Genomic DNA, 22,132 nt, shown 5'->3' on the forward strand with positions numbered 1-22,132 from the left:
GCTTATAACGTGATTTTTCCTTGTTATTTCAATTAAAATTGTGTGAGAGGCGCCCACCAAATCACACGTGCCAACCGCACACCAAAGGAGATATTCGTGCTATCCAACACATCCAATTTTAAGGCTGGAACCATTTTAGGGCTGAGTCTACTCATGATGTCCTCTGCGCTGACCCCTGCGTTTGCGCAAGTTGATGAAGTCATCGTCACTGCGCAGAAAAGAGAGCAAAGCCTTCAAGACGTTCCTCTCTCAGTCGCCGTCATGCAAAATGAAAAGCTAGATGTTCTTAGTTCTGGCGGGGAAGACATTTTATTTTTGAACGCTCGCGTGCCGAGTCTTTATGCCGAAACATCATTTGGCCGCGCTTTCCCGCGGTTCTATATTCGCGGTCTGGGCAATACAGATTTCGATTTGAATGCCAACCAACCCGTTAGCTTTGTGTATGATAATGTCGTGTTGGAAACGCCTGGTCTGAAAGGCTTCCCAGTTTTTGATTTAGAGCGCATTGAGATTCTTCGCGGCCCTCAAGGCACATTGTTTGGCCGTAATACACCAGCGGGTGTAATCAAATTTGAAAGTGCCAAGCCCACTCAAGAAACAGAAGGTTATGGCCGTGTCTCTTATGGACGTTTCAATTCTGTCGATGCCGAAGGCGCAATTAGCGGCGGTTTGACTGAGAATTTATCAGCACGGGTTTCAGCGCTCTTTCAAACGCGCGATGATTATGTGGACAATACAGTTGAAGGCGCAAGCGAGAGCGGCTTTGAAGAATACGAAGAGCTAGCAGGGCGCTTGCAGCTCCTTTGGACGCCTGATGATCGTTCTTCTGCCTTGTTGAATATCCATGGCCGTAGCTTGGATGGTGGTTCGCGCGTTTTCCGCGCCAATGTTATCGAGCCTGGTGTCGGCGGTTTTGTTGATAGCTTTGATCGATTTGTTGCGACACAAGATGCGCCGCAAAACCTAAATGTTGATAACTTAGGTGTGACACTGACGGTCAATACCGATATTGGCCCAGGGACACTGACGACGATTTCAGCCTATGAGACGGTTAGTCTTGACGCTCGTGGTGATGTCGACGGCGGACAGGGCGCCGTTTTCGCGCCGCCATCAGGCCCGGGTTTTATTCCATTCTCTGCTGAAAGTGCTGATAATATTACGGACCACATGCAGGCGACCCAAGAGATTCGCTATAACTGGGATTCTTCGGACAAGCTCAATGTTACTTTTGGCGGCTTTGCCTTTTATGAAAACTTAGAGCTTGAAAATATAAGCTATGACACACTCTCAGACTCGACACTGAATGGCCTCGCTGTTCAGGATCAAGAAACTGTAGCGTTAGCTTTGTTTGGGTCTACAGAATATAAAGCCACTGACGATATTACCGTCACGGGTGGTGTACGGCTTTCATATGAAAATAAAAAGTTTGAAGCCTCACGCCTTATTGGCCCGTTTGGGGCTCCGGCTTTGGGACCTCTAACCGAAGACTTAAAATCAACCGTCCTGACGGGTGATTTGGCTGTTGATTACAAAGTCAATGATAACGTCAATGTATATGCTCGCTATGCCCGTGGTTTCCGCGCGCCGAACGTCCAAGGACGCCTAGTTTTTGGTGACTTTATTACGGTTGCGGATACAGAAACGATCGATTCTGTTGAAACAGGTGTCAAAACGAAAACCGCCGATGGCCGCGCGACATTTAACGTCTCTGCCTTCTATTTCCGTACAAAAGATCAGCAATTGACTGCTGTGGGTGGGGCCGGGAACTTTAACCAGCTTTTAAACGCTGATGCGGTGGATGGTTATGGTTTTGAAATTGATGCCGCCGTTTCGCCTGTCAAAGGTTTCGATTTAACCGCGGGAATGAGCTACAATCACACAAGCATTGATGATGAAGATTTAGAGGTCGGTATTTGCGGCGCGCCTTGTACTGTTCTTGATCCAATTAATGCAGCAACTGGCAATGCTTTGATTGATGGAAACTCATTACCACAGGCTCCAAGACTCGTAGCTAATATGACGGCCCGTTATGGTGTCCCAATTTCAGAAGGCAGCGAATTATTTGTCTATGGCGATGTCGCGCATCGCAGCAAAGTAAACTTCTTCTTATATGAAAGTAGTGAGTTCAGAAGCGATTCACTGACAGAAGTTGGTTTGCGTGGTGGATATATCAACCATGATGGTGGATTGGAAATCGCTGGATTTGTTCGCAATCTGTTTAACGAAACAGAGCTTGAGGGCGCCGTTGATTTTAACAACTTCACGGGTTTCATCAATGAACCGACCATTTATGGCGCGGAAATAACCAAGCGCTTCTAAGAGCCTAAATTTTAGTGAGAACCCGCGCTTTGGGCGCGGGTTTTTTTATGCCTTAAAGCAATGGACTTTAAACTGAGAAACTTGTTCCGCAGCCACATGCAGCAACAGCGTTCGGATTGTGAATTTTAAAAGCCGAGCCAATAAGCTCTCGGGCATAATCAATTTCAGAGCCAGTTAAAAACTCGACACTCATCTCATCGATTAAAATTTTTGCGCCATCTCGCTCCAAAACAATATCATCGTCATTAGGGCTGTCTGCAAAATCAAACTTATATTGAAATCCAGAACATCCACCGCCTTCGACGGCGACGCGTAAATATTGATCCTTGCCTTGCTTTTTCATGATAGCATTAATTTGCATGGCCGCAGAGGCTGACATGGAAACAGGCAGTGTTTCGGTGGTGGTGTTTTCGTTCATGGCTTTTATATAGGCATAAAGAGTGAGTCTGCCTAGACCCGCGAAACAGACAGAAGAGAAATTTGTGTCCGCCCAATCCCCGAACGAAACGCCAGAATTGCATTTTTCACCTTATCGCCGTACGCGCGCTATTTATGCATCAGATCCAGAAACTGCGAGAGGGCGTCTTATTGCACAACCCTCAAAATCTGAACGTAGTCCTTTTCAACGTGATAAAGACCGGATTATTCATTCCTCTGCTTTTCGTCGCCTAAAAGGCAAAACACAGGTCTTTGTGGCGCATGAAGGGGATTATTATCGGACGCGCCTTACCCATAGTTTGGAAGTTTCACAAATAGCGCGCTCTATTGCGCGCGTCTTGGGCCTTGATGAAGACTTAGCTGAATGTTTGGCCTTGGCACATGATATGGGGCACCCCCCTTTCGGTCATTCAGGAGAATACGCTCTGGCCGCCTGCATGGCGCCTTATGGCGGCTTTGATCACAATGCTCAGACCCTGCGTATCGTCGAAACATTAGAAAGGCGATACGCTGAATTTGACGGTCTGAATTTAACCTGGGAAACGCTTGAAGGTATTGCAAAGCATAATGGGCCATTGATCTTGGAAAAAGGCGATGAGGATAAACTGCCTTGGGCTTTGAAAAATCTGCAAAATTGGAAAGCACTTGAACTTGAAACTTTTGCGGGGCCAGAGGCGCAAGTGGCCGCCTTAGCTGATGATATAGCCTATAATAATCATGACATTGACGATGGTTTGAGAGCGGGTTTGTTCACCGTAGCCGAGGTTGCTGAAGTCCCTATCGTAGGAGAGGCTTTCGCTGATGTTCGCCGCCGTTATCCTGATATCTCAGAAGATCGTATGATACACGAGGCTGTTCGGGATTTGATTGGCTATATGGTGTCTGATGTACTGGAAGAAACCCGAGCGCGGTTGAAATTTCATAACCCACAATCAGCGCAAGATATTCGTGAATTGGATCGTTCTGTCGTTGCCTTCTCAGAAGGGTTTCGTACGAAAGAAAAGGCCCTGAGAACCTTCTTATATGACAATATGTACCGTCATTATAAGGTCAACCGCATGATGGGGCAGGCCAGCCGAGTTGTCAGTGAATTGTTTGAACTCTTTATCGAAGACCCTGATATTCTTCCTACTGAACTTCGTCGTCAATGCGATGGGGCAAGGACTGAAACAACGGCACGGGTCATATGTGACTATATCGCGAGCATGACTGATAACTTTGCTTTGGCTGAGCATAGAAAATTATTCACGGCTGCGGGTTATTTATCGACTTACTAAATCTTTAACTTCTGCTCATATAGGCGTCAGAAAATCATCAATTTATGCACTCAGCGGTGCTAATCACTTGCAATTAATTGTATGACTGACCATTAGAAAGAAAATAGGGAACGAATCCGCTCGGGCTCACCTTGAATGATTTCGAAAAAGGGCAAAGCTCTGAAGTCGGCGAACACGAGTTGCACACCAAAGGTAAAAAATGTTTACGTCATTTCTCGGCTCCCTCACATCTGATATCGCTATCGATTTGGGGACTGCTAACACTCTTATTTATGCCAAAGGCAGAGATGTTGTATTGAATGAACCCTCCGTCGTTGCGTTTTCAGTGAAAAACGGACGAAAGGTCGTTCACGCCGTCGGGGAAGACGCCCGAAATATGCTAGGGCGAACGCCAGGTCACATCGAAGCTATTCGCCCGATGAAAGATGGTGTGATTGCAGATTTTGAAGTTGCTGAGAAAATGATCGAGCACTTCATTAAAAAAGTCAATAAGGGCGGAATTATTCGTCGTCGCCCAAATGTTGTCATTTGTGTGCCCTCTGGCGCAACGGCTGTAGAACGTCGCGCTATTCACCAATCGGCAGAGCAGGCGGGCGCGAAACGTGTCTATCTTATTGAAGAGCCAATGGCGGCAGCTTTGGGAGCTGGCCTCCCTATTCATGAGCCATCGGGTTCTATGGTCGTTGATATTGGCGGCGGTACGACTGAAGTAGCTGTTCTGTCTCTTGATGGTATTGTTTATTCTCGTTCTGTACGCGTGGGCGGTGATAAAATGGATGATGCGATTATCCAATATGTACGCCGTACGACAAATCTTCTTTTAGGCGAGATGAGCGCGGAACGCGTGAAAAAAGAGATTGGGTCTGCGACAATGCCGCCTGACAATGAAGGTATGACCGTTCAAATAAAGGGACGTGATTTGATGAATGGCGTGCCGCGCGAAATCCGCGTGACAGAAGCGATGATTGCTGAGAGCCTCGCTGAACCTGTCGAGCAAATCGTAGACGCCGTTAAAATTGCTCTAGAAGCCACACCGCCAGAATTGGCAGCAGATATCGTGGATAAAGGTATCATGCTTACAGGTGGTGGTGCCTTGCTCCGTAATTTGGATACTGAGCTAAGATCACGGACGGGATTGCCTGTCTCAATTGCTGATGATCCATTGTCTTGTGTGGTCAGAGGTTCAGGAACCGTTGTCGAGAATTTGAAAAAGTGGAAGAGCGTATTGTCTAGCGGTGTCTAGTCACAGATGAAAATCAACGACCGGACACAACCGCGCCAAGGGACAATGCAATTAGGAAAGGAGTAGAGCCATGCCTCGATCATCCTATTCCGCACGTTCAAGAGATGATAACGGCCCTGTTTTCCTCGTTTTAGTTATCGCTATTTTAATTTCCGCGGCTCTAATCGTAACGCAAAGCGGCGAGGCGCGCCTGCGCAAATCTGTGCAAGTGCAATCTGATTCTATCGTCTCTCCTTTAATCACATTAATTACACGGCCCATTCGTGCTTCTGAAGGTCTCTTTGGGTCAATGTCAGATCGGCGTCGGGCCTATGAGGAAAACCTTGTCCTAAGAGCAGAGCTTCAACAATTAAGAGAAGAAAATTCTCGATTGCGTGTCAGCCAAGAAGAAATCGCGCGATATGAGGACATGTTAAGCGTAACGATTGAGACGAATGTCCCCCTCAAAAGAGTAGCTGCACGGACGGTAAATGATTTGACGGGGCCATTTGTACGGGCCTTGTTGATTGATGCTGGTAAGGACAAAGGTATAAAATTGGGTCAGGCGGTTATGACGTCTGATGGCCTAGTCGGGCATGTTATTCTCGCGGGGTCAAATTCTTCGCGTATTCTGCGTTTAGATGATTTGAACAGCCGCATACCAGTTATCAACGAACGAGCTGGTTCTGTCGCAATTTTGGCAGGGGATAATAGCCGAAAGCCAAAACTTATATTCAGTGAAATTGACGCGGATTGGCAAGAAGGGGACATAATTGTGACCTCTGGAGACGATGGACGTCTGCCACGGGGTCTTCATATTGGGACCATAGATTCCGTTGTTAATGATGAAGTGCGTGTGTCAGTCAGCAGCTTTCAGAAACCTTTAGATTGGGTTTGGGTCGCAATTTTCGACCCCATAGCTGAGCCTGAAGCAATTTCTGAAACAAGTCTAAGTGAAAATATTTCTGAGGCGGAGTTATCGACGGCTCCAACGCATTCAGACACAACAAACAATTCAGACGCCACAAATAATGATGACGATGCTACACTCGCGATAGAAGGGGGCACTGAGTAATGGCGGGATTTACTTCTGTATTGCCGTCCAGACGTGCGGGGCATCTTAGACAGGCAGTCATGCTCGTTTTTGTCTTAACTGTTCTTGGTGTCATCAATATATCGGCGTTTGGATGGAATCTCTCATTACAGTGGTTGCCGCTTGTAGCTGTGGCGCTTTGGCCTCGAGGAGCCTATCCTATTTACTCTATCATCGCTCTTTTGATCTTGGGTGTATTCCAAGATTGGGTTAGCTTTGGCGTGCCAGGGCAATGGGCGCTTATTTACCTATTGACCTATGCTTTCATCCGGCCTTTCGAACGCATAAAGACATTAAACTTTGGCGGTGGATTGGTTGTGTGGTGCATCGCCATGACTGTCGCCTTAGTCACAATCGCCTTTACGGGACGCGTAATTTATTCTGATTGGCCAAATTGGGTGGTTTTGTTCCGAATGGCTGGCATAGCGAGTCTGTTTTTCCCGTTAATATGGTATATTCGTCGGGGCATACAGATTTTCATTCATAATAGAGAAATGAACGCTTAATGCGGCGGTCTAAGCTTAAAATAAACAATTCAGCCCAAGAGCAGGCGCAAGCCGAAGCGACTCTAACACGTCGTATGATTATAATGGGCGGTGGCGGCTTGACCATGTTTGGTGTCTTGGGGGCGAGGCTTTATAATCTTCAGATTACCAATGCAGAGAACTACATCGCGCTTTCTGAGAATAACCGCTTTAACTTTAATATCATTCTACCAAGCCGAGGCCGTATTCTGGATAGAAATGGCGAAGCTTTAGCCGTCAACACGCCGAATTACCGTGTAGTTCTTATTCCTGAACGTGCGCCAAATATCGAACAAACTTTGCAGTCAGTAAGCGAGGTGATTGATATTAACGCGGATAGTTTGAAGCGAATCCGTCATGACATTAAATCTAACCCAGGATTTATACCCATTACCGTTCAAGATAATGTGGAGTGGGAAGCCTTTGCGACTTTAAACATGCAGATGCCAGATCTGCCTGGAATCATACCAGAAGTCGCGGAAGGCCGTGCTTATCCGAATGGAGGTGTGTTCGCGCATACGCTTGGGTTTATCGGCCGCGCAAGTGCCGATGATATTGCCAAGGACGATGACCCACTCTTGCGGCAGCCAACATTTAGGATAGGGAAAACAGGCGTAGAAGCGAGCGCAGAGAAGCAGTTGCGCGGCAGTTCTGGACGCTTGAAAGTTGAAGTGAATGCGATGGGCCGCATCGTGCGGGAGTGGCCAGACCCAAAAGACGCCGCCAATGCAGGGGAGGACGTCTTTCTGACATTGGATGCGGAATTACAACGCTATGCGGCTCAGGAATTTGGGGAAGATAGTGGCGGTATAGCCGTTATCGACGTCTTAACAGGAGAGCTCAGAACGCTCTTATCCATGCCGAGCTTTGACGCAAATTTATTTGTGAAAGGCTTAACGCAAGCTGAAATGAATCGCCTCAATTCAGACCCGAAACGCCCCCAGTTCAATAAAGTGATTGGCGGCGGGTATCCTCCAGCGTCGACCTATAAAATGGCTGTTATGCTTGCCGCCTTGGAAAGCGGGATGATTGACCCCAAAAGATCAGTCTTTTGTTCAGGAAAAATCCGATTGGGTAATCGTGATTTCCATTGTTGGTTACGCAAAGGGCACGGCCCTGTGAATTTGCGAGAGTCTCTACAGCATTCTTGCGATTGTTATTATTATGAAATCGCTCAAATTATTGGGATTGAACGCATTGCTGATATGGCGCGCCGCCTCGGTTTTGGGCAAAGCTATGATATCGGAATTGGGGGAGAGCGTTCGGGTATCGTCCCTGATGAGGCGTGGAAGAAGAAACGGCTAGGGTCTTCTTGGCGAATGGGGGATACGCTAAATGCATCAATTGGTCAGGGATTTGTATTGGCCACACCTCTGCAACTGGCCGTCATGACCGCTCGGATTGCGAATAAACGGCAAGCTGTTACGCCGTCTCTTATAATTGGTCATGATATTCCGCAATTTAACAATTTAGGCATAAATTTAGAGCATCTCGCTTTTGTGCAAGATGCCATGTACTCTGTTTGCGAAGAACCGGGTGGCACCGCTTATCGTGTAGATAGCCTAAAACTAGGCGGGCTGAAAATGGCCGGGAAAACAGGAACGGGACAAGTTAGAGGTATTTCAAAAAGCGAACGCGAACAGGGCGTTCGGTCCAATAACAACACGCCTTGGGAACTCAGAGACCATTCCATTTTCGTTGGTTTTGCACCTTATGACAATCCGCGATTTGCGGTGGCGACAATTGTTGAACATGGTGGTTCGGGAGCGGGCCGCGCGGCTAATATCACACGCTCTGTCTTGTCAGAGACTTTGCGTAGGGATGGATTAGGGCCGCGTAGTGAAACAGTGACCAAAACGCAGGCGTTATAATGGTTGGATTATCACCATTTGCAACGCCCGGCTTACCTATGCGGGAAAAGCTATATGAGGTGAATTGGCTGTTACCTGTGTTGATTGGTGTCATCGGCTTGATTGGTGTCGTCATGATTTACGCCGCAACGGATGGTGTATGGTCACGCGGTGCGGCGCAACATGCAATCCGTATTGGAGTTGCTGGACTGATTATGTTGGGGGTGGCCTTAATAGATATACGTGTTTGGTATGTCTTGGCTTACCCAGCCTTCATAGGCTCATTATTCCTGTTGTTAGGGGTCGAGTTTTTCGGTGTCTCTGTGAATGGATCGCAGCGCTGGATTGATTTAGGGGTGACGCGTGTTCAACCCTCAGAGCTCATGAAGCTATCCATCGTCCTGACCTTGGCGCGATATTATCATGACCTAGAGAGGTGGCGCGTTTCCCATGTAAGCGGATTAGCCGGGGCATTGGCGATTATCGGCATGCCAATGATTCTTATATTACGGCAACCTGATCTCGGCACGACGCTTCTTTTGGGGGCGACTGGAGTAGCTATCGTGTTTTTAGCTGGAGTGAATTGGCGTATTATTTCTCTGGCCGCTATTTTCTCAGCCATTGGGGTGCCTCTGTTCTTAACTTATGGGTTAGCGGATTATCAACGAGGGCGTATCTTGACATTCTTAAACCCTTCGAGAGATCCTGGCGGTGCGAGCTATCATATCACGCAGTCGAAAATCGCGCTGGGTAGCGGCGGTGTGTCTGGCAAAGGCTTCATGAAAGGCACACAAAGGCAAGGGGATTATGTCCCTGAAAATCGCACGGACTTTATCTTTACAGTCATTGGGGAGGAGTTCGGGTTAGTGGGCAGCTTGCTGACAATTAGTTTGTATATCGCGGTCATAGGTCTGTGTTTATATTTAGTGACACAGTGCAAAGCGATGTTTTCAAAGCTATTAATTCTTGGGCTAACAACGACATTTACGCTCTATATTTTCATTAATTTAGGGATGGTTATGGGGCTTATGCCAGTTGTGGGTGTACCATTACCGTTAATCTCTTATGGCGGCACAGTTATCTTGGCGGTGATGTTTGGCTTTGGTCTTATTCTATCAGCGCATTTACACCGTAACGTAGAATTGCCGCGTAGCGGATTTTAAAGTTCAAACCTCAATAAGTGAGTAACAGATTGCGCCTGTTCACTTGACCCCGCGTTAATATGTCGTAATCAGACTTTAAAAATTCGCTCACAGAAAGCGATTTTGACGAAATATTAAAGGGATCATATATGGCTATTCAATCTGGGCCGGGCACGGCGCAATGGTCGTCGCGTTTTGCATTTATCATGGCAGCAGTTGGCTCATCCGTTGGGCTGGGTAATCTGTGGCGTTTCTCGGCAGAGCTGGGCACAAATGGTGGGGCCGCGTTCCTGATTGTCTATATTGCATGTATCATCCTTGTTGGTGTGCCCGTTCTAATGGGTGAGTATATTATTGGACGAGCAGGGCAGGCCTCATCCGCGATTGAATCTGTGAATGACCTAACGCGCCGGAGTAAAGTCTCAGGCTTTTGGGCATCTGGCGCTTGGTTTGGTATGTCTGCGTCCTTCCTTGTTGTGAGTTTCTATTGTGTCGTTGCGGCTTGGGTATTGGCTTATATTCCAAAGTTCCTATTCGGCGGTTTTAATGGGCAAACACCGGATGCGGTGGCAGGCCAATTTGGGTCAATGCTTGAAAATCCAATGAGTGTTTTGCCTTGGTTCATTGCCTTTGGCCTGTTGACGACATGGTTAGTTTCACGCGGGGTAAACAAAGGTATCGAAGTAGCGGCCAAAGTTTTGATGCCGATATTTTTCCTTCTTTTGGCGGGATTGGCTTTATATTCAATTATTACAGGAATCGCGTCTGGCGGAACGGCCGAAGCATTTGGTTTCATGTTTACACCAGATTTTTCAAAAATTACGCCGCAAGTGGCAACGTCAGCTTTGGGGCAAGCCTGTTTCTCTATTAGTATCGGTAATGCGATCATGATTACTTATGGGTCCTATCTGCCTCGTGATGTCAGTATTCCTAAAGCGGCTGTGACGGTTTCGTTTGTGGATACGCTTGTCGCGATTATTGCTGGTCTAGCTATTTTCCCAATCGTGTTCTCTCATAATTTGGACTTCAGCGCGGGTGCGGGAATTTTCTTCCAAACGCTACCAACCGCGCTTGGTGGGACAACAATTGGTAATATTGTTGGTGCGGCGTTCTTTTTCTTGGCGTTCTTTGCTGCGATCACTTCGTCTGTATCCTTGCTTGAGCCTTCAGTCGCCTATGTTGCGGAGAAGTTTAAGATTGCGAAGAGCCGAGCGGCTTGGCTGACGGGGGGCGCTATTATGCTCCTTGGTTTGGGCTCTTTATATAGCCCTAAATTCTTCGATTTCATCGACACAGGCCTAGCGGGCCCCATTCTCGCACCATTGTCAGCGCTCTTAATTTCTCTGTTTGTGGGTTGGCGATTAGACCGCGCAATTCTTGCAAATGAGATTGCAGGAGACGGCCAGAAAATTGGTGAGTTTATCGTTGTTCTCACGAAGTATGTCGCACCTATATTTATGGGTATTGTGCTTGTATGGGGAACCTATTCTAAATGGGTTGCACCGCTTTTATCCTAAGGGTGACTGTATTTGTATCGCGCCGTGAGCTTTCCAATTCTTAATGGGGCTCACTGCTGATTCATTCTTGTGTTCTTCTGGTTATGATTTTAACCAATTATTGGGGATAGACGTTCAAGGTGGGTTCAGCATCTTTCTTCTAAAGACGAAGGGTCGTTATTGCTTGTTCATCGGGTGAATAAGCGAACGCCGGGTTAGGGATTACTCTATGGGCAATAGCCTGAAATTTTTGCATGTTGCGGCCTTATGTGGCTGCCTGTTCAGCTCGGCTTGTGCCACGGTTGATATGACGGATATGGCGAAAACCTCTTCTAACCCCATTAGCCAAGTCGTGGATGTAAATGTTGTAGAGCGAGCGGCATCAAAGCTATATGCCGCCTTTACGAATAAGGGATTTGTAGCCAAAACCTCTCGTAATAAAATGCATTCTGCTGCGATGACCTTGTTGAAAGGTCTTCAAAAAACCCCCTTAAGTCATGAAGATGATTATGCCCATAATGTTGGGTCATGGGACGCCCTCCAAGCGGATGTTATCATGGCGCAGGGGCATGTGGATCAAACGCGTCAAGCCGCTGAAATTTACCTCGCTATGGCCCCAGGCAATAAGTCCTTGCGCAAAGAACTCATGAGCCTCGAAAAGTCATTATTAGCAGCCAATGAAGCAAAGCAAAGCTTCTCTGAAGCCGAAGCGCTTTATACATCTCCTACACGTCCTGCCTTGCTTGAAAGCTACACAACAAGTGTGGACGAACTTAGGACGATTACCGATGCATTCGGACAACGTGTTCGCGCTGAACTTATAGAGGCAGAAAAAGCCTCAAACGCCTAAACATCGACTGACATCTGGGCGTTACCCTCACTTTATTGTAAGACAATCGAAACCTTAGCTTGACGAAGCGTTGAACTGTTTGCACCATTACCCAAATGGCTGACACTGCACATTATACACTAGAGACTAGCGGAGATACGCTACGCGTTCATGCCTATGGGCAATGGACAATGAATAATGCCAATAAGCTCTTTGAACAGTTGAGAAAAGACGAAGTGGGGCTAGAGGCCTCGCATGTTGAGTATAATTTCTCTGAGTTAGAATCATTAGATACATCTGGGGCCTATATTCTTGGGCGGTTGATGGAGAAGCGCGGCCCTCAATTTGAAGGGCAGGGCTTGTTGTTGCGAAAATGGGAGGTGGTCTCGGGCACTGAAGGGCAGTTGACCCTGATGCGGGCGGCCTGTGATGCAACACTGGGGGATCCCCCAAAAACAACGCGGCCTTGGTATGATGCGCTCTATCGCCTGGGGCGTGCTACTGAGAGATTTGGAATAGAAGTCTATGAGACTCTCGTCTTTATCGGTCATTTCTTTGCTGTGTTTGGGCGATTATGTCTGACACCCCATAAAATTCGTTGGAAAGCCGTTGTTGCTCTCATTGAAAAGGTCGGGCTAGATGCCGCGCCGATTGTGATGGTTCTAAGCTTCTTCATTGGGGCTGTGATTGCCTATATGGGCGCCAATCTCTTGGCGTCTTTCGGGGCGAGTGTCTTTATGGTTGATTTGGTCGGCTTTTCCGTCCTGAGAGAATTGGCCCCTATTATTACGGCCATCCTTTTGGCGGGGCGCTCTGATTCTGCTTTCACCGCACAAATTGGCGCCATGAAAATGCGACAAGAAATTGATGCAATGACAGTCATTGGACTGGATACATATGAAACGCTTGTTGTGCCTCGCGCCTTGGCTTGTATTGTTTCTACGCCCATTCTGACCTTCCTTGCGATGATGAGTGGTGTGTTTGGCGGTATGCTTGTGGCTTGGGGCGGCGGCGCGGATATTTCTCCATCGCTCTTTCTTAACCGTTTCAGAGAGGCGATAGACACGACACAGCTTTGGGTCGGGTTGGCGAAGACACCTTTCTTTGGTCTTATCATCGCGATTATTGGTTGCCGACAGGGTTTGGCCGTCACGGGGAGTGTTGATTCTCTTGGAGAGCGTACAACGACCAGCGTTGTGCAGGCCATTTTTGCCGTTATCGCATTGGACGCGCTCTTTGCTATCCTCTTCTTCCAATTGGGGATCTAATGGTTGATTTCACGAAAAGCGATGAACCCCCGATCGAGGCGCGCGGTATTCTCACTCAGTTTGGGACAAAGGTTATTCATGAGAATTTAGACTTTCGGATGAATAGACGAGAAATTGTCGGTCTTGTTGGCGGCTCTGGGGCTGGGAAGTCTGTTCTGATGAACACGCTCTTGGGGTTAAAAGAACCCGAAGGCGGCAGTGTTCGGTATTTCGGAAAACAAAGAGATGCCTTGAGTGTGTCCGAACGCAAATCTATCAATAATGAAATCGGAGTCCTATTTCAGGGCGGGGCCTTGTTCTCTTCGATGACGGTCCGGCAAAACATCATGGTGCCCTTGCGCGAGCATACGGATATGTCCGAAGCTTTGATGCAAGAATTGGCGGATATGAAGGTACATATGGTGGGGCTACCGCCAGAAGCCGCAACGCTTTACCCGTCCGATTTGTCTGGCGGGATGAAGAAGCGAGCAGGGCTAGCCCGTTCTTTGGCGCTCGACCCCACATTGCTGTTCTTGGATGAACCAACCGCAGGGCTTGACCCCATTGGTGCGCACGCCTTTGATCAATTAATCTTGGGTTTGAAAGACGCCATGAACCTGACCGTCTTGATGGTGACACATGATTTAGACAGTTTATATGCGATTTGTGACCGCGTTGCGGTTTTAGTTGATAAACGCATTGCAATCGCCGATAAGCTAGAAGCCGTGCAAAATTACGATCACCCTTGGGTGAAAGAATATTTTGGAGGCCCGCGATCGCGGGCGGCAATGTCGGCCCGAGTGAACAGTAAACAAGACAAAAAAACGTAAGTAACGAAATCGGCTGATAGAACCATGGAAAACAAAGCCCATTATGCCTTGATTGGATTTTTTGTCCTGATGTCATTTTTGGCAGTCATCGCCTTTATTCTTTGGTTGTCGAATGCCCAGCTCGATCAACAATTTGATGAATATGAAGTCAGCTTTACAGGGCCAGTCCGCGGTCTGTCCCAAGGCAGCGAAGTGCGTTTTAATGGATTGAAAGTCGGTGAGGTAGCCAAGCTCGGCCTTGATCCTGAAGATGCTAATAATGTTATTGCGAGTATCCAAGTTGACGAACAAACTCCCGTTGATACCAAATCCTATGCCCGCCTAGAACCTTTGGGGCTGACGGGGCTGAGCTATATTCAAATCTTTTCTGGTGGTGAGGGGTTTCCTTTATTGAAAGATTTGCCCGGTCGTGGCCCCAAAAGAATTGAAGGGCAAATGAGCCAAATAGAAACATTTTTGGATGATGGGGGATCTGTTATCGAAAGTGCGGCCAATGCTCTGAACCGCGTAAATGCTGTATTGTCTCCTGACGCTGTTGCGGATTTCCACGGTATTCTTAAAAACATCGAATTTATCACAGCCAATATTGATAGCTCTAAGCTCGATATTGGTGAGTTTAACATGATGATTATCTCTATTCGTAAAGCAGCCGATGCTCTGGCCCTAACGGCAGATAGCCTGACGCAGACGAGTGACACAATAAACACTATTGCAAATAATGATGTGCGCGCATTGCTGACCAAAGCAGAAGGCAGTCTGAGAACCATTGATGGAGCAGTAGCGTCATTTGATACTTTGGCCGGTAATGGTGACGAGCTTGTCACCGACGCACGCGACGCCATTAACCGCCTATCGAATTCAGGCCTCACCGATTTAGAAGAAACGGTGGATACTATCCGCCGTCTTGTCAGTACCTTTAGCCGCATTGCTGATAGTCTTGAGCAAAACCCTGCGCAGTTCATCGTAGGGACAGAACGCGAAACGGTGGAGTTGCCGCAATGATGAAATCCATACGTTTAGGAGCCTTCCTACTTTCAGCGCCATTCTTGGCACATTGTAATATACTCCCAGATCCTGCCCCCGCGGATACAATTTATCGCCTTGGCTCTATCCCTATGGCGGTGACAGCTGATTCTGACGCGCATGTTATTCGCGTGGACCGCCCGAGCGCTCCGATGATATTCCAAACGCGCGATGTTGTGGTGTCTCCGGATGGGCAAAGATTGGCCACTGCGGCGCAGGCAAGATGGGCCGAAGCCATGCCGATATTAGTGCAAACGGCCTTCATTGATGTCTTGGCGTCGAATACCAAACTCATTGGCGTTATGCCTATTTCTGGTGCGCGTACAGATACGCGGGTGCAGCTCAGTATTAAAAATTTCGAAGCCCAATTCGACCAAGGCGAAAACAAAGCGCCTCTCGCTGTTGTGGCTTTCTCTGTAACATTTGCTAATGCCTCCAATAGAAACCTCTTGGGCACATATGATGTTCGCAAAGAATATCGCGCCTCGGCGGCTTCGGTCTCTGCTATTGTTGACGCCATATCTAAAGCCAATGTTGAGGCTTTGGCTGACGTGGCAGATTGGCTGGAAAAGCAACCTGCGCATAAATTAAAATCATAGGGCGGCCTGAACTATGCTTCGCTCTCCCTCGTTGCCTCCGACTCTGACTCTAAGGGGGCGGCGTTAACGGGCGGCTGGGCCGCAGTGGATAGTTGTCTTTCTCGTCTGGCCTTCCACCAAAAAATACTGCCGAAAAATATAATCAAGCCTATCGCAATAAGCGGTAGCATGAATTCGATTTGGTCGCCCACCATCTCGCCGAGATAATGACAAATCCCGAAAATCACTAAGGCATAGAGAAAAGCGGTTATCGCAATGATTCCACAAAATTTGGGGTAAGAGACTTTGAAATAGCCGCAAGCGACATAGGCCGGAATACGGGCGAGGGGAAGAAAGCGCGCGCCGAGTAATGTGAAAAACAGGTGTTTTTGGACTTTCTCTTGTAAGTCTGCGACATGTTTCTTTTCAGCAAAGCTTCTGGCGCGTTTATGTTTCAAGGCAGCCCAGCCAATCCAATATTTCCAAATGTCTGAGAAAAATAATCCTATGAGGATAACAATGAATACATTCGGAAAATGTGCAGGGTTAGAGGCCGATAAGGTGGCGGCTGTGATAACGGCAGCGTCTTCTTGGACAAAGGGCCCAAGAGCGATTCCAAGATATAATAGCCAGTTGGGATCCATATTTTCGGCATCTTCGTGGTGAAAGCCATCGCTGGCAAGGTCAGTACAGCCTTCTATGGCTGAAATTTACTAAGATTCAAGCGTTAGTGCCCATTGCGTAGAGCGGCGCGTCATGACATAAGGCGCGAAATTTTAACCCCTAATTTGGGGCAATAAAGCCTTATGCCTTGTTCGCCCCTATAATTGACACACGATGGACGCCCGTCATGCAAATTAAAGAACTTAAATCCGAAGGCCTCAGCTACACTTATGCGGTGACTGTCCCCAAAGAAGATTTGTCCGCAAAATTGGACGCCAAAATTAAAGAGATGCAGCCTCAAGTCTCTCTCAAAGGCTTCCGCCCTGGTAAAGTGCCTGTTTCTCACATCAAAAAGATGTTTGGTCAGTCCATCATGAAAGACGTGGTTGAAGAGACTGTGAATGAAAGTTCGCAAAAAGCGATCAATGACAACAAACTCCGTCCAGCTGGACAGCCGAAAATTGACCTGCGCGCCAATGGCGAAGATGTCACAACGGGTAAAGCCGACCTTGAATATGAAATGACAGTCGAGTCTATTCCTGAGTTTGAGCCTGTCGATATTGAAACATTGAAATTCACACGTTTGAAGTATGAAGCGACAGACGCCGATATTGATGAGCGTTTGACAGAATTGGGCCAAGGTCAAAAGACATATAAGAAGAAAGCCAAAACGGCCAAAGCCAAGAAAGATGATGCTGTTCTTATTGATTTCGTCGGTACAATCGACGGAACAGAATTTGAAGGCGGCGCAATGGAAGGCCACCAGCTTGTTATCGGGTCTGGTACTTTCATCCCTGGTTTCGAAGATCAACTTATCGGTGCCAAAGCTGGCGACGAATTGGACGTTAAGGTTACTTTCCCTGAAAATTACCAAGCGGCTGATTTGGCAGGTAAAGAGGCTGTCTTCGCAACGAAAGTTCACGAAGTTCAAGGCGCGAAAGATGCCGAAATCGATGATGATTTCGCGAAAAACTTTGGCTTGGACGATTTGGCCGCTCTTAAAGAGGCTATCAAAGGTCAGTATGAAGGCGAGCTTGAAATGCAGTCTCGCATGAAGCTTAAGCGCGCTATCTTGGACGAGTTGGACAAGAAGCATAGTTTCGACCTTCCTGCGGGCATGGTCGCTGCAGAATTTGATAATATCTGGGCGCAAGTTCAAGCTGAGAAAGAAGCGGGTCAACTTGACGAAGATGACGCCAAGAAAACTGATAAACAGCTAGAAAAAGATTACCGTAAAATCGCCGAGCGCCGCGTACGTCTTGGTCTGGTCTTGGCTGAAATGGGTCAGAAGTCAGAAATTCAGATTTCAAACGAAGAACTTCAGCAAGCGATGATTGCCGAAGCCCGTCGTTACCCAGGACAAGAGCAGCAAGTGATTGAATTCTATCAGAAGAACCCACAAGCTATCGCTCAGCTCCGTGCGCCTATCTATGAAGAAAAGGTCGTCGACCTGATTATCGAAAAGTCTACAGTGAAAGACAAAAAGGTCGATAAAGAAGAACTCTTCAAAGAAGACGACATGATCTAAACGCTTTAGCGTCGCCCTGTTTAAGGGCGTGCTGGAGCCTTAAAATCATTCCATATGTTTTCAAAAACCCGTCTGTTAAGGCGGGTTTTTTTATTGGCGACTGATATGACTCAAAGGGGTCAATTGTTTTGACTAAGATTGTGTGGGGAAGGCCTCTCTTACTTACTTACTTACTTACTTACTTACTTACTTACTTTCTTTCTTTCTTTTCGATGAGGGATGAAAGTGGGCGTCCGTGTGGTCATTGGGTTACGGGCTGGGGAACCCTGGCTAGAGAAAATTATTTTTGTAACCTTTCGGCCACACGGTGACATGTTTCATCCAGATTACTGATGGCCAAAAGACCCCTCATTACAAGGCGTTGATAGCACGCATCAGGCCGCCTCATAACTTTGGGCGCGTTACAACCCAAAGCGTTCAACGACGCATGTCATCTTCTCTCCTAAACCAACGTACGCTTAGGCCCATGAGAGAAGAACATGTGTAATCTAGGTCAATCTGTGCAGACGGGAATGTGATTATAAGAAATAATAGTTAAGTCATTGTATTCAAATGATTTTACTCTGCGCTCTAATCTCGTAATAAGGGGATATATTAGGCTGAACAGCTCGCTCCGCCAAGAACGCAAAATTTCGCACAATGTGGGTGATTCAGAGCGACAGGGCCGAGGCTGTCTTTCAATGTCTTTCCCGTTTCAAACTGCATATCATCCCATAATAATGTGCATGCCAAAACGGCGGGGCGGTCTTCACCTTTGCGGCGAACAATCATTCGCGATTCGGCGCACATCATTGCATTGGGACTCACATCGAGAATCTGCCAACACGCCTCTGTGATTTCTGGAACGTCTATTGTTTCATCCATTTCCGGGAATAAGAGCAAATGGGCGGGGTTATCAGAATCGATCGGCCAATTATAGTGTTCAATCAGCGCCTTATAACCCTGTCTGGCGTTTGCCTCATTTTCCGAGAACATTGACCGTCCTGCGATGTGGAGTGAGAAACCCTGTTCTGAGAGCCAATTCATGCCCTCTATGGCTTTGTTAAAACTACCCGCGCCGCGTTCAGTGTCATGTTCTTTGGCTGTGAAGTGATCAAGACTGATACGAAGCGTTATGTGCTGAGGGAACCGCTCTAAAAGATCGAGCAATCCCGCTTTCACACGCGGCCGCATCATCGGCTTCATCGCGTTGGTGAGAATCAAGAGCTGATGGCCGTCCTCTAAGGCCATTTCCATAAGCCGTATAATATGCGGATTGAGGAATGGCTCCCCGCCCGTAAAGCCGATTTCAATGGGGGCAGGGCATAGGGCCGCAACCTCTTGCAGATAAGGCGCCATATCTTTGGGGGTCAGATAGACAAAATGGTCTGCTGTGGGGCTGCTCTTAATATAGCAGTTCACACATTCGATATTACATTGTGACCCCGTATTAAACCAAACGGTACTAAGTTGCTTGAAATGCACCTGCGCCCGGTTTTCCCCTTTTGCGGTAATATGCGGGTTTTTAAATTTATCAGGGGAAAGCAAGCTGTTCATAAATCTTCCGTAACGGGCGAGGCGGCGCATGTCACATGGAAATATTGGCTTGTTATCTGAGGTTTGTTCTTAGAAATATCTCCCCATATAGGCGCGGCTTCCAAATCGGGATTATCCAATCCTTGCTATTCTCTATGGTTGGGTAATCGTTAATATCCGCATTTTTCTTTTCGCCATTCCGTCCTATGCAGGAACTGCGGATTGACCCTCTTGATAAGGCGTTCTAGCGTATCAATATAAAGGTAATGTTTGTGATGCAGTCTGCGTCAGAGCCGAATCAATTACTCAGGAAACCTTATGTTTGACCCCGTTGACCAGTTAACTAACTATCTTATCCCTACTGTTGTAGAACAATCGAGCCGTGGTGAGCGTGCCTTTGATATTTACTCTCGTCTTTTGCGTGACCGTATTATCTTTTTGTCTGGCCCCGTCGAAGACGGCATGGCGGCCTCTATTACGGCGCAGCTTTTGTTCCTAGAGAGCGAAAACCCGAAAAAAGAAATCTCAATGTATATCAACTCTCCGGGCGGCGTCGTAACGTCTGGCATGGCGATTTATGATACAATGCAATATATCAAATCCCCTGTCTCGACCGTCTGTATGGGCCAAGCCTGTTCAATGGGCTCGCTCCTTTTGGCGGCTGGCGAAGCGGATATGCGTATCGCACTGCCAAATGCTCGCGTTATGGTGCATCAACCGTCAGGCGGTTTCCGCGGACAGGCTTCGGATATTGAACGTCACGCACAAGATATCCTTGCCATGAAAAAGCGCTTGAACGAGATTTATGTCAAACATACAGGTAAGAAATACGCCCTGATTGAGAAAACTCTCGATCGCGATCATTTCATGACGGCAGAAGAATCAAAAGAATTCGGTATTGTCGACCATGTTTACACATCGCGAGGCGACAAATAACGCCATTTCCTTTGAAGGAAAGGCGTGAACAAAAATCAGACAGGGCGATATCATCACTGTTATCGGCCTGCCTTTTGACTTGAAAATTTCGGTTTTTAAGTGTCCAGTATCAAAAAAATCACCTCTCTTGTAAGAGGCGATTAAGGAAACGTCCGTATAGTGACTGTTACATGTCACTTTAGGCATTGAAATTGCAAAGTTTTGGGGCAGTTCTGAGGCTTTGATGGGAATGAGACGATTATGAGCAAAACCACAAGCGGTGATTCAAAAAACACGCTCTATTGTTCTTTCTGCGGCAAGAGCCAGCATGAGGTGCGTAAGCTCATCGCCGGGCCGACGGTTTTCATCTGTGATGAATGTGTCGAACTTTGTATGGATATCATCAAAGAAGAAGGTAAAGGCTCCATCGCCAAGACATCTGAGGGCGTGCCAACCCCGCAAGAAATTTGCGAAACTTTGGATGATTACGTTATTGGACAAGCCCACGCGAAACGCGTTTTGTCCGTGGCTGTTCACAACCATTATAAACGCCTAAATCATGCGACATCTAATCCCGATGTTGAGTTAGCTAAATCCAATATCCTTTTGGTTGGGCCAACCGGTTGCGGTAAGACATTGCTGGCGCAGACATTGGCACGCATTTTGGATGTGCCTTTTACAATGGCAGATGCCACGACCCTGACCGAAGCGGGTTATGTCGGTGAAGACGTTGAAAACATCATTCTGAAATTATTGCAAAGTGCGGATTATAATGTTGAACGCGCTCAGCGCGGCATTGTTTATATTGACGAAGTCGACAAAATCTCTCGTAAATCCGATAATCCTTCTATCACGCGGGATGTCTCGGGTGAGGGCGTGCAGCAGGCCTTATTGAAAATTATGGAAGGGACAGTGGCCTCTGTTCCTCCGCAGGGCGGACGTAAGCATCCGCAACAAGAATTCTTGCAAGTCGATACAACGAATATTCTGTTCGTCGTTGGCGGGGCCTTTGCTGGGCTTGATAAAGTGATTTCAAATCGCGGTGACAAGAAATCCATCGGTTTTGGTGGAGACATCAAAGAAATCGATGAGCGCCGTGTAGGCGAAATTTTGCAAGGTGTCGAACCCGATGATTTAACTCGGTTTGGCCTGATCCCAGAATTTGTTGGCCGTTTGCCCGTTATTGCGACACTGACCGATTTGGATGAAGATGCTTTGATTACGATTTTGACTGAGCCGCGCAATGCCTTGGTAAAGCAATATCAAACCTTGTTTGACATGGAAAATGTGAAGCTGACATTCTCGACAGATGCGCTCAAAGCGATTGCGAAAAAAGCCTTGGCCCGTAAAACAGGCGCTCGCGGACTTCGCTCTATCATGGAAGGCATTTTGCTCGATACTATGTATGATTTGCCGGCCTATGAAGGTGTTGGCGAAGTCGTGATTAATGGTGAGGTTGTGAACGGCACAGCAAAGCCTCTAATCGTGCATTCTGATAAAAAGAAATCGCAAGATAAGGCGTCTTAATCCTCATATAGAAAGCCGCCTTTCAGGCGGTTTTTTTGTTAAAGGATTACAGTGAATTGCAGGGCAAGCCCTTGCATGCCCTCGCCAAACCCCCATTTTAAAAAGGGGGAGAGATC

19 protein-coding genes are annotated in these 22,132 nt (G+C 47.3%); 16 read left to right on the forward strand and 3 right to left on the reverse strand.

What is annotated here, in order from left to right:
* Positions 1-96 precede the first annotated feature (96 nt).
* Entirely contained in the window at positions 97-2,319 is a 2,223-nt protein-coding gene (locus DES40_RS02040) for a TonB-dependent receptor (protein ID WP_147405829.1), read from the forward strand.
* A 67-nt stretch (positions 2,320-2,386) separates the two neighbouring features.
* Here the strand turns inward: DES40_RS02040 and erpA are convergent, their stop codons facing one another.
* On the reverse strand, positions 2,387-2,737 hold the full coding sequence (gene erpA / locus DES40_RS02045) for an iron-sulfur cluster insertion protein ErpA (protein WP_121098908.1): 351 nt from the start codon (positions 2,735-2,737) through the stop codon (positions 2,387-2,389).
* A 64-nt stretch (positions 2,738-2,801) separates the two neighbouring features.
* Between erpA and DES40_RS02050 the strand changes: the two genes are divergently transcribed.
* The 12 genes from DES40_RS02050 to DES40_RS02105 all read left to right on the forward strand — a co-directional run bounded on the left by DES40_RS02050 (position 2,802) and on the right by DES40_RS02105 (position 15,889).
* Positions 2,802-4,034 (forward strand): deoxyguanosinetriphosphate triphosphohydrolase, encoded by a 1,233-nt coding sequence (locus tag DES40_RS02050; RefSeq protein ID WP_233345354.1) that lies wholly within the window; start codon positions 2,802-2,804, stop codon positions 4,032-4,034.
* A gap of 199 nt (positions 4,035-4,233) precedes the next feature.
* Complete coding sequence (locus DES40_RS02055) at positions 4,234-5,277, forward strand: rod shape-determining protein (protein WP_121098909.1); 1,044 nt, start codon at positions 4,234-4,236, stop codon at positions 5,275-5,277.
* A gap of 70 nt (positions 5,278-5,347) precedes the next feature.
* Positions 5,348-6,331, forward strand: coding sequence for a rod shape-determining protein MreC (gene mreC, locus DES40_RS02060; RefSeq protein WP_121098910.1), 984 nt, complete (start codon positions 5,348-5,350; stop codon positions 6,329-6,331).
* Positions 6,331-6,855 carry a hypothetical protein gene (locus DES40_RS02065; RefSeq protein ID WP_147405831.1) on the forward strand — a complete coding sequence of 175 codons (525 nt, stop codon included), beginning with the start codon at positions 6,331-6,333 and terminating at the stop codon, positions 6,853-6,855. The genes mreC and DES40_RS02065 overlap by 1 nt, the downstream gene beginning before the upstream one ends.
* Positions 6,855-8,744, forward strand: coding sequence for a penicillin-binding protein 2 (gene mrdA / locus DES40_RS02070; protein ID WP_121098912.1), 1,890 nt, complete (start codon positions 6,855-6,857; stop codon positions 8,742-8,744). The genes DES40_RS02065 and mrdA overlap by 1 nt, the downstream gene beginning before the upstream one ends.
* Complete coding sequence (gene rodA / locus DES40_RS02075) at positions 8,744-9,886, forward strand: rod shape-determining protein RodA (protein ID WP_121098913.1); 1,143 nt, start codon at positions 8,744-8,746, stop codon at positions 9,884-9,886. Before mrdA ends, rodA begins: the two co-directional genes overlap by 1 nt.
* 128 nt (positions 9,887-10,014) lie before the next feature.
* Positions 10,015-11,382 carry a sodium-dependent transporter gene (locus DES40_RS02080; RefSeq protein WP_121098914.1) on the forward strand — a complete coding sequence of 456 codons (1,368 nt, stop codon included), beginning with the start codon at positions 10,015-10,017 and terminating at the stop codon, positions 11,380-11,382.
* A 208-nt stretch (positions 11,383-11,590) separates the two neighbouring features.
* Complete coding sequence (locus tag DES40_RS02085; protein WP_121098915.1) at positions 11,591-12,211, forward strand: hypothetical protein; 621 nt, start codon at positions 11,591-11,593, stop codon at positions 12,209-12,211.
* 95 nt (positions 12,212-12,306) lie between these two features.
* Positions 12,307-13,458, forward strand: a complete 1,152-nt coding sequence (locus DES40_RS02090) for an MlaE family ABC transporter permease (RefSeq protein ID WP_121098916.1) — start codon at positions 12,307-12,309, stop codon at positions 13,456-13,458.
* A complete protein-coding gene (locus tag DES40_RS02095) occupies positions 13,458-14,267 on the forward strand; it encodes an ABC transporter ATP-binding protein (protein WP_121098917.1) in 810 nt (269 codons plus the stop codon). The genes DES40_RS02090 and DES40_RS02095 overlap by 1 nt, the downstream gene beginning before the upstream one ends.
* Positions 14,268-14,291: 24 nt before the next feature.
* Positions 14,292-15,269: an MlaD family protein gene (locus tag DES40_RS02100; RefSeq protein WP_121098918.1), complete on the forward strand. Its 978-nt coding sequence runs from the start codon at positions 14,292-14,294 to the stop codon at positions 15,267-15,269.
* Entirely contained in the window at positions 15,266-15,889 is a 624-nt protein-coding gene (locus DES40_RS02105) for an ABC-type transport auxiliary lipoprotein family protein (RefSeq protein WP_121098919.1), read from the forward strand. Before DES40_RS02100 ends, DES40_RS02105 begins: the two co-directional genes overlap by 4 nt.
* Positions 15,890-15,900: 11 nt before the next feature.
* On the opposite strand, the gene DES40_RS02110 is transcribed toward DES40_RS02105, so the two are convergent.
* Entirely contained in the window at positions 15,901-16,512 is a 612-nt protein-coding gene (locus tag DES40_RS02110; RefSeq protein WP_121098920.1) for a DedA family protein, read from the reverse strand.
* Between the two features lie 206 nt (positions 16,513-16,718).
* Here DES40_RS02110 and tig point away from each other — a divergent pair, with 206 nt between their 5' ends.
* The gene (gene tig, locus DES40_RS02115) at positions 16,719-18,059 is read left to right on the forward strand and encodes a trigger factor (RefSeq protein ID WP_121098921.1); all 1,341 of its coding nucleotides are present in this window, start codon (positions 16,719-16,721) and stop codon (positions 18,057-18,059) included.
* A gap of 594 nt (positions 18,060-18,653) precedes the next feature.
* Here tig and DES40_RS02120 read toward each other — a convergent pair.
* Positions 18,654-19,595 (reverse strand): radical SAM protein, encoded by a 942-nt coding sequence (locus tag DES40_RS02120; protein ID WP_121098922.1) that lies wholly within the window; start codon positions 19,593-19,595, stop codon positions 18,654-18,656.
* Between the two features lie 297 nt (positions 19,596-19,892).
* Here DES40_RS02120 and DES40_RS02125 point away from each other — a divergent pair, with 297 nt between their 5' ends.
* Together DES40_RS02125 and clpX are read left to right on the forward strand one after the other, a co-directional pair.
* Positions 19,893-20,510 carry an ATP-dependent Clp protease proteolytic subunit gene (locus DES40_RS02125; protein ID WP_121098923.1) on the forward strand — a complete coding sequence of 206 codons (618 nt, stop codon included), beginning with the start codon at positions 19,893-19,895 and terminating at the stop codon, positions 20,508-20,510.
* A gap of 240 nt (positions 20,511-20,750) precedes the next feature.
* On the forward strand, positions 20,751-22,016 hold the full coding sequence (clpX, locus tag DES40_RS02130; RefSeq protein ID WP_121098924.1) for an ATP-dependent Clp protease ATP-binding subunit ClpX: 1,266 nt from the start codon (positions 20,751-20,753) through the stop codon (positions 22,014-22,016).
* Positions 22,017-22,132 lie beyond the last annotated feature (116 nt).

It is taken from the genome of Litorimonas taeanensis (genome assembly GCF_003634015.1).
GTDB classification, from domain to species: domain Bacteria; phylum Pseudomonadota; class Alphaproteobacteria; order Caulobacterales; family Maricaulaceae; genus Litorimonas; species Litorimonas taeanensis.